Below are 8770 nucleotides of genomic sequence, written 5' to 3' on the forward strand. Positions count from 1 at the left end.
TGAGGGCCGCCTTCACATCCACCGACGGGGTGAACACAATCTTTCGGGAGGTGATGAGCGAACTTGCCACCATGTTCACGTCGAGCACCGACTGGGCGTTGACGCCGAAGCGCATCGTGCCGAGACCCGGGACGGGCACCGAGTGTCCCTCAGTGGCCCACGCCACTATCACATCGCCACATGCCGCCCATGCCGCCTGGATGGCACCCTTCGAGATGCCGCTGCGCATTGCAGCCTCTTCAATCACCTTGCTCTCCGCCAGCGCGGAGTAAAGCTCCGCTGAGAGGATGTAAGCATACTTGCCCGCGTTGGGACCTACCTTGAGCATTCGCTCTGTTGCCTTTAGTTTAATTGCCATAACTAAGAATTATTAATGGTTACACACTGCGTGGCGAACCGTCTTAGGCTTACTGCCCGCCACAGAAAATTTTGTCTCACTCGTGTATCCGAATCACGGTGCGCGCTTCCGTTCTCGTTTACGTTTGCAAAGATAATGCAAATCGAGCGCAACACAACAAGCTCGCTTGATTGTTTTGCCGAGATGCCGCTTATCTTCTGCAAAGGTAGTAATTTTTTTTCGCATATACAAGTGTTTCGCAAATTAAGTTCATTTTATTAACATATTTTTATAATACACTTGTGTATTATAACCTCCTCAACTGCCCTGAAAAATCTCTTTAGTTAGAGAAATAATTTTCTCCAGATAGAGAAATATTTCATGGTCTGAAAACAAACTGTTTAACTGTTTAACTGTTTAAACGAAGAACATACACTTAAACAGTTAAACAGTTAAACAGTTTTATTTTAAACTACCCCTTTTTGTCAAAAAAATACTTATATTATATATATATATTTATATATATATATAATATAAAGAAAAAATGAGAAAACAGGGTGATGACCTAAAAAATAACTGTTTAACTGTTTAACTGTTTTTTTTTGATTAAGACTTGCCTTTTCAGAACTATTTTCTTTTCGAAAAATTTGGAGGTAACGAGTTTTTTTTTAATGCGGCATCTGCAAACAAAGTTGGTCATCTACAAACCATATTGGGCGGTTCGGAGGAGTGGATGTAATTTTGCAGCGTTCCTTGGATCATAAGGAGAGGTACGTTGGTTCACTCTTTAGGGTCGATGAACCTGTCCCCGATGATTCTGACCCATGGAAAAAGGCCTATACACCCACCATCGTGGCGTATAGACCCTTGTTGTTCCCGTGAAGTGCGGGTGAATAAATATGTTTATGCTATCCTATATCAGCCTGGATAGCCTTCTCCGAATTTCACTTCTGTTTCGTCAACTGAACCGGTCAGCAGCTGTGCAGGCTCTATTTCATAAACCTCCATTGCCGGCTTGATATACTTCTTCTTCATAATTATTGTCTCTTATTTTTTATAAATTACTTTTCCATTCTCAATATAGAAACCATTCCGCTGGCTTCCTGCAGGTATGCGGCGACCGCCCAGATCGTATGTCTCCTTTGCTCTGCGCTCCTCATCGTATATCTTCACTATGCCCGTAGCATTTTCATCACCGATTACGGAGAGCAGGATGCTTCGCATGAAGGCAGTAGTTGAAGTCGTTGCATTGCGTGACGAGATGGTCAGATAGTGACGCATAGGCTCGAGACTATGGTAATGTTGCCATGTGCCGTCAGTATATAGCGTATATGGGTCATAAAGAGTCGCACCACTTTCGTCCATCTCATCGTATGTGCCGGTGAACATGTATTTGTAGTCCACGCTCTGGCAGTCGATGCTCTTTGCCTCTGCCAATGCAGGTTGCACGTTCGAAAGATTCAATACCATGTTCAAGTCGCTTTCGCTTACAGGCTTAACAAGATAAGGATAGTTGGCCTTGAGTGTCACGCCTTCGGTCTGGCGGAAGCTCTCCACCACGGTCTTGTCTGCATTGCCGTCATCATTGGTGTCATACTGATGCACGTTGTTGATGCGCGAGAAGGCGAACTTAGAACATATTTCTGGAGTAAGCTTAAGCTCGAACGGCACATACCATGTGGTCCAATTAGTATTCGAGAACGTGCGGGTGTAGGTGAAATCGGTGGCAGTGAACACTGCCTGATTGTCATACGTCTTGGCATCCTGCAATGGATAGTTTGCCACGGTAAACTCTGTTTCCTCGGCATTGGGTGTGGCTTCGATGGTGCCGGCAGCATTGGCGTAATAGACTGTTTTTCCGCATCCTTTTGTCTGACATAGCTTCTCATATATTTTCTTCACAGAGTTGAATGAGGCGGTCTCAGGCATATTATGCTCTTTAGTCACAGCTTCATTGTTGTTGGCGTATGTCTTTCCGGCATCGACTGTTCCGCCACCGCAATACAATTTTACTTGATATACGGTATTTGAGTTAGTTTTTGTCAAGACTGGATGAATATCACCACCCTCAGCTGAGAGGTTCTGATACCACACAAGTGGGCTTTCTTCTGTACTCTCTGACTTCCTTCCGTTGAGCAGCCATGCCACCTCGCCGCTCTTGAACTGAGAGGCGGTCTTTCCATCTACATTTTCACTAACAGCACTATCTCCGTTTAAGCCCCACATACCTTTACATGTATCGCTGCAATAGATGCAGTTCTCGATGATGGCCGTTACTACTATAGGTCCTTCACTCGAAGTTGCTTTATTAATTGCTTCATTAATTCCGCACACGCCTCCGCCATTAGCACCTCGAGCGTTGACTGGGCCTGTGTTAAAGCAGTTCGTAATGGTGGCTGTGATTTCTCCAAATTCACCGTTCAAAGTTGCTTTATTCTGTCCGCACACGCCGCCTACATACCAGCTTCCGTTGATTGCGCCTGTATTATAGCAGTTGGAGATGGTGGCTGTCGCAGCTTCGTCTTCTATCTCTGCATGATTCATTCCGCAAACGCCGCCTACATACCAGCTTCCGTTGATTGCGCCTGTATTATAGCAGTTGGAGATGGTGGCTGTGATATTTCCAAATTCATCGTTCAAAGTTGTTTTATTCTCTCCGCACACGCCGCCGACATAATAATTACCACTGATTGTGCCTGTATTATAGCAGTTCATGATTGTGCCGTTATCATCCTTTCCACACACTCCACCGATAAAATCGGCTCCGTTAAAATAGGAGTCAACAACGCCAACATTCTTTATGGTACCGAAGCAACTATATCCAAACAAGCCTACATAGTTTTTACTTGAATCATTGAAATACAGTCCGCTGATGGTATGTCCCTGTCCGTCGAATGTTCCTGCGTATGGGTTTTGATTATTGCCTATTGGTGTCCAAGTTTCAAAACCTGAACCATTATTATTAAGAGTTACGTCAGAAATCAGAACCTCATTGTTCACGGTGATATTCTTAGTAAGTACCGCATTTGCAGATGTGTTTTGTGTTTCGCCTTCAAGCGTACCATTGACAAGTCCTGCAAACCAGTAAAGCTCTGCAGCAGTCCCAATCTGATAAGGATTTGCTGATGTGCCATCGCCACTACTTGGCGGTGTTGTCGTAATCTCCGCCCATGCCATCTTAGGCATAGTCATTGCCGTCACGAGCAGAAGCATCGTGATGAGCCATTTAAATTGTGTAATTTTCTTGTTCATATTCTACGTTTTTTATTATTTTGTCATTGCAAAGTTAAGGTGTTTTGAATGTTTTGTCTGAAACGCACAGAGCCTTCCGCCGATGCCACTGTCTGACACCTGCGTAAGGCTCTGTATGTGATGTTATATGTCGCTGACGATGCTAAGCCATAGCAAGTACCCCTCCCCTAAATCATTATGAGTCAGGCGGTCATATAGGGTAATGTGTATGGTTGGCAATGCTGTCATACGATGATAATTTGGTTTTTCGATATTGAGTTACATTTCATTCGGTAATGCCAATAGGTATTCGGGCGCGAAGTCAGCGCCGTTTTCCCATTCCACGGTATTGTATTTCACCGAAAACTTCTTGAAGAAATCCAAGTCTTTCAGGGGTTCAAACACAATTCCTTTAAGCGATGACTTTAAGTCAACCACTTTATTGACATTGTTATTAAACCACAATCTGATGCGGTAACCATCAACGTATTCAGCTTTAATGACCTCTATAAACATAGTTCAAATTAATTTAGTGGTTCAATTTTATCTAATGGCATTCCATTTTGGGCTTTGACCCAATTACTAAGAAGTTCTTCTCGATGAATCTCTAACCATTCCAGAATCATTTTCAATGCGCGACCAGGCATTTCGCCCTTCACAACACCATCTTTTATGCTGACAATCACCTTGAAATCTCCATACCAGGCATGGAAATGAGCAGGGGCATGATCGGCAAAATTCATCAGGATTACTATCCCATAGAAGAAACTAATTTGTGGCATACCATTTATTTTAATAAAACTGCCATACTTTCTGGCTTTACTTTTCGTGCAGTATATAACATCTGCGCAGCGAAGGTACACATTTTCTTTCATATAAGCATCAAAATCATCAGATAATTATTCAATATTCTGACAATTTAACAATTATACATAAATTTTATCCACAGATTGACACAGATTGATAATTATAATTGGATTTCCACAGATGATATTATTATCGGAGTTATCTTCCGATGTAGAGACTTTACTTTATGTAAGTCCGATACCACGGTAAGGGATATTCCTTGCGGCGGGCGGGCTTTCATAAAGTAAGACCCTACAACGGCGGGCGTTTTGCGCAGTCTCGTTTGTCTCCCGTGCGCATCCGATGGTCTATTCATTCTATTGATTCCTCTGAAAAGTAACAAATAAATCTTCATCTGCAAAATTTCTGTGGATTTTCTTGCATCTTTCCCGGAAAAATTGTATTTTTGCGGCAAAAATATGTTTTGTGGTATGAATGGAATAGAAGAAAGATACATCAGCCTGCTTACCGACTTCGGTTTCAAGCGCATATTCGGCACTGCTCCCAACAAGGACTTGCTGATCAATTTCCTTAATAGCCTGTTTGACGGGCGCAAGGTAATCAAGAGTTTGAAATACAGCAACTCCGAGCACGTCGGCGATATATACACCGAGCGCAAGGCTATCTTCGACGTCTATTGCGAGAGCGAGGACGGCGAGAAGTTTATTGTCGAGATGCAGAACGCATCGCAGAAATTCTTCAAGGACAGATCAGTGTATTATTCTACATTCCCCATTCGTGAGCAAGCACCCAAGGGCGACACCTGGAACTACAAGTTGAATCCTGTATATACTGTCGCCCTGCTGAATTACGACATGAAGGACGAGACGGCTTTTGACATGAATGAAATCAGTCATCATGTGCAACTCTGTGATACCGCCACGAAACGCGTCTTCTATGACAAGTTAGAGTTTATATACGTCGAGGTGGCAAAGTTCAATAAGACCGAGAGTGAGCTTGTCACCCCCTACGACAAGTGGCTCTATGCCCTGAAGAACCTCTCTTCCCTCAACGAGCGTCCCGCAGCCCTGCGCGACAAGATATTCGACCGTCTGTTTCAGGTGGCTGAGATAGCCAAGTTCACTCCAGTCGAACTGAAGGAATACGAGGACAGCCTCAAGACCTATCGCGACCTCAAGAACTCGCTTGACACGGCGGAGGAGAAAGGAGAAGCGAAAGGAGAGGCTAAAGAAAAGAAGGCCACAATCCGTAGGTTGTTGGCTTCCGGCGCATCTGTGGATATTATTGCTGTAGCAACAGGTCTTACCCAGGACGAAGTTAAACCTTTAATTGAAGAGATAACAAAAGAATGATATAATTATGCAAGAATCAGATCAATATATATCGTCCATAGATGCCGACGAGGAGGTGTTCCGATTAAAGGCAAAGTGTGACTGGGACAACTGTATAAACACAGCGATAATGGAAGGTGCAGCAAAAGCAAAAATTTCCATTGCACGCAATATGAAATCAATGGGCTTGACAATAGCTTTCATATCAGAAATGACGGGCTTGTCGGAAGATGAAATCACAATTTTGTAGATATACTATGGTTCTAAGGTTTTGTTGCATTCATTTACTTTGTGGGTCGTTACCTATATATCTTTTATCGTTTTGAAATAACGAAATTTATAAATAACCAATATGCCAACATCCGGACTTAGTGGCTGAGATTCATAGGGACAGGCATCACTGATTCGCGACAAATAACGAACCAACGTACCTGTCCTTATGACTTCTGTCCTTATGACCCATGCTTCTGTTTGGTTCCCTTATCCGTTAATTATTTGTAACATTTTCATTCTTTTTATTGCCATTTCAATAAAAATCACTATTTTCGCAAACTATAAGGAGGCCGATGAATGTGAGAATCAAGTAGAACGTTGGATTTATTTGTTAAAGAATATGGAAACATTAAACAGATTACCATGGGCGGCTCAGAGTGCCGTTTTCAAGAAGCTTGAGAGCATTGCCGATGTAAGCGCCATGACCCGTGCCGAGCGCCTGCAATATGACGAGGCTCTGAAGAAATACCGCGACACCATCAGCGTGTTTGAGGGAGTGCGTATGGAAGGGCGTATGGAAGGACGCATGGAAGGCAATGCGGAAGGTCGTGAAAATGAAAAGAAAGCCACAATCCAGAGGTTGTTGGCATCCGGCGCATCAGTAGATATTATTGCCATAGCTACAGGCATGACCGAAGCCGATGTAAAACTCCTTATTAACGATATTTCAAAAGCATGATGTAATTATGCAAGAATCAGATCAATATATATCTTCCATAGTTACGGACAATTAGCTATTCTGATTAAAGGTCGTGCGTGACATTTTCATAAAAAGTATCAAATAATTTGGAGGATCGATTTTTTGTCACTAATTTTGCATTATGATTTCTGCTACATGCAGGGATTTGAATTTTTAAGAAGATAAAAATTATAAGAGCAAAAAAAATGACAAAGACTATGCGCTTTTCAACAGTAGGATTGAAATTTTACAAAGAGCAGGATATAGACATTGACGATTATATTTCATCGTTAATCGGCAAAACTGTGATACTGCAACACGACACTGACAACATTGACAGTCATGCCATCGCTGTGACTCTCGATGGTAAAGTCATTGGCTATGTGAGAAGAAATGACATAGATGAAAATAACATCTATGGGTATATTATGGGATGTTATCACCATTGCCATGTCGCAAAATTTGTTGCCGCTTCCTCAATGCACAAATCTATAATCACCGAGGTGAACTTCATCGACATAACCCCAATGACAGAAAAAGAAGAACCCATTGAATCTTATTGGCGAATTGACGCCTTAAAGCCTGAACCAATCGCAGAATGGCGCGAACTGAAGAGGGTGATGAATTCGATGCTGACTCTATTGCGTCTTAAAGCTTGCAATGTGTCGAACATGCGTCCACTCATAGACAAATTCAAGAATCTCGCAGTATTGGGGTATTCCAAGGAATTTTATGACGACAGACAAGAGTTGTGTCGTATGCTCGGCGATTGTGCCGACAAGGATGTGGCAGAAATGCAAATTGAAGTGGCAAATTTAAGTACAAAGATTTATGATAACGATGAGAGGATTAAATATTACCATTATATATGTCGTGAAATTGAGAAAATCATTAAGCTTAACTTGGAGAGTGGCAGTGTCAATATTTCAAGGAAAGACGTGGAAATAATGATAAATAAAATGCCTAAGGATTTTAGGGTCAATATGAATTATGAAAAGACATTTCAAAGTTTCCTATACTATAAAAGGCTGCCAAGAAATATATTGTTAATTTATTTATATACTATTGTGATGAATGGCATGATTAATAAAGAGCATAGCTATCATGACTCCATACGAAACTATATTGTTGGACCATACAAGGACGACTGGATGGAGTTTATCAGCAAATCGATAGAAGGCAACAATATAACGATGATAGGATGCACCATGAGAGCATACGTCAATTGTGGTGTGTTGTCGTCTGCACCCTACAGGCAAATGGTGAACACATTCGGCAATATTGGCAACGATGACTCCTATCACAAAGGCTTTAATAAATATGAAGACAAAAATTTAAAGCTTTACTATGATTATATGTGCGATATTATTGAATCGCATAAGAAGAACCAAGGTAGTGAAAAGTAGAACGGGTTATTTATAGGTTTTTCATCGGGTATTCATCGGTTTTTCATCGGGTTAAGTTTAAACTTTACGAAAACGGTTCATTTTGTAGAAGAAAAATATGAGATATTCATTAGTTGATATTACCTTTGCACCGAGGGTATGGGCTATTCCATGTCTCAACATCTATTATATTACTAATTAAAAACAATTTATTATGAATCATAGGGACAGGTACATCGACCCGAGAGTGAACTGATGTACTGAAGTAAACCGATGTACTGTCCCTATGACCCTCTTTCGCGTTCTAAAACAGCCATTTTTAGGCCAAAAAATAGTGGTTTTTAAGGCTAAAATTGCCAAATTCACGTCAAAAACAGCCATTTTTAGGCTAAAAATTGAGTTTTTTCTATCCCATTTTCTCCTAAATCCGATGTTTTTGGCTCCAATTTGACCACAAACAAAAACAAATCCATTTTCTTGCTAAAAAATTTGGAGGTAACGAGGTTTTTTATTACTTTTGCAGCATAATAAACAAAATATATAAAACAGCATAAATATTTTAAGTGACAAAAAACTCTATAATTCACCGTGATTAAAAAACAGGACTGGTGACAGTCACCCGTCCTAATCTGAACCTATTAACTCTACCAAACAAATAACAGAGGGAAACCGAAATGGACGAAAAAAAGACATATACATACCAGTTCTCTATCGTGGGATTGCGGTC

At 41.4% G+C, this 8770-nt stretch carries 8 protein-coding genes; 4 read left to right on the forward strand and 4 right to left on the reverse strand.

The features are described 5' to 3' along the window. The 4 genes from CIK99_RS08045 to CIK99_RS08060 all read right to left on the reverse strand — a co-directional run. The coding region (locus CIK99_RS08045) for a DNA-binding protein (RefSeq protein WP_144007939.1) at positions 1 to 358 on the reverse strand (358 nt) is incomplete at its 3' end. A 1026-nt stretch (positions 359 to 1384) separates the two neighbouring features. Next, on the reverse strand, positions 1385 to 3589 hold the full coding sequence (locus CIK99_RS08050; RefSeq protein ID WP_094381020.1) for a hypothetical protein: 2205 nt from the start codon (positions 3587 to 3589) through the stop codon (positions 1385 to 1387). A gap of 258 nt (positions 3590 to 3847) precedes the next feature. Continuing rightward, complete coding sequence (locus CIK99_RS08055; protein ID WP_094381021.1) at positions 3848 to 4084, reverse strand: DUF2442 domain-containing protein; 237 nt, start codon at positions 4082 to 4084, stop codon at positions 3848 to 3850. 8 nt (positions 4085 to 4092) lie between these two features. Continuing rightward, on the reverse strand, positions 4093 to 4443 hold the full coding sequence (locus CIK99_RS08060; RefSeq protein WP_254047756.1) for a DUF4160 domain-containing protein: 351 nt from the start codon (positions 4441 to 4443) through the stop codon (positions 4093 to 4095). A 402-nt stretch (positions 4444 to 4845) separates the two neighbouring features. Between CIK99_RS08060 and CIK99_RS08065 the strand changes: the two genes are divergently transcribed. The 4 genes from CIK99_RS08065 (at position 4846) to CIK99_RS08080 (ending at position 8064) form a co-directional block, all read left to right on the forward strand. Further along, positions 4846 to 5727, forward strand: coding sequence for an Rpn family recombination-promoting nuclease/putative transposase (locus CIK99_RS08065; protein ID WP_094381022.1), 882 nt, complete (start codon positions 4846 to 4848; stop codon positions 5725 to 5727). Between the two features lie 7 nt (positions 5728 to 5734). Next, positions 5735 to 5956 carry a hypothetical protein gene (locus CIK99_RS08070; protein ID WP_094381023.1) on the forward strand — a complete coding sequence of 74 codons (222 nt, stop codon included), beginning with the start codon at positions 5735 to 5737 and terminating at the stop codon, positions 5954 to 5956. A gap of 204 nt (positions 5957 to 6160) precedes the next feature. Then, complete coding sequence (locus CIK99_RS08075) at positions 6161 to 6658, forward strand: Rpn family recombination-promoting nuclease/putative transposase (protein ID WP_254047757.1); 498 nt, start codon at positions 6161 to 6163, stop codon at positions 6656 to 6658. 206 nt (positions 6659 to 6864) lie between these two features. Beyond that, complete coding sequence (locus tag CIK99_RS08080; RefSeq protein WP_094381025.1) at positions 6865 to 8064, forward strand: hypothetical protein; 1200 nt, start codon at positions 6865 to 6867, stop codon at positions 8062 to 8064. Positions 8065 to 8770: the final 706 nt, after the last annotated feature.

Origin of the sequence: Prevotella sp. P5-92 (assembly GCF_002251245.1) — a bacterium.
Lineage (GTDB): Bacteria > Bacteroidota > Bacteroidia > Bacteroidales > Bacteroidaceae > Prevotella.

Bases quoted from the DNA above. Each gene is read 5' to 3' on its own strand.
- CIK99_RS08050 (WP_094381020.1), bottom strand. From the start codon at position 3,589: ATGAACAAGAAAATTACACAATTTAAATGGCTCATCACGATGCTTCTG.
- CIK99_RS08055 (WP_094381021.1), bottom strand. From the start codon at position 4,084: ATGTTTATAGAGGTCATTAAAGCTGAATACGTTGATGGTTACCGCATC.
- CIK99_RS08060 (WP_254047756.1), bottom strand. From the start codon at position 4,443: ATGAAAGAAAATGTGTACCTTCGCTGCGCAGATGTTATATACTGCACG.
- CIK99_RS08065 (WP_094381022.1), top strand. From the start codon at position 4,846: ATGAATGGAATAGAAGAAAGATACATCAGCCTGCTTACCGACTTCGGT.
- CIK99_RS08070 (WP_094381023.1), top strand. From the start codon at position 5,735: ATGCAAGAATCAGATCAATATATATCGTCCATAGATGCCGACGAGGAG.
- CIK99_RS08075 (WP_254047757.1), top strand. From the start codon at position 6,161: ATGACCCATGCTTCTGTTTGGTTCCCTTATCCGTTAATTATTTGTAAC.
- CIK99_RS08080 (WP_094381025.1), top strand. From the start codon at position 6,865: ATGACAAAGACTATGCGCTTTTCAACAGTAGGATTGAAATTTTACAAA.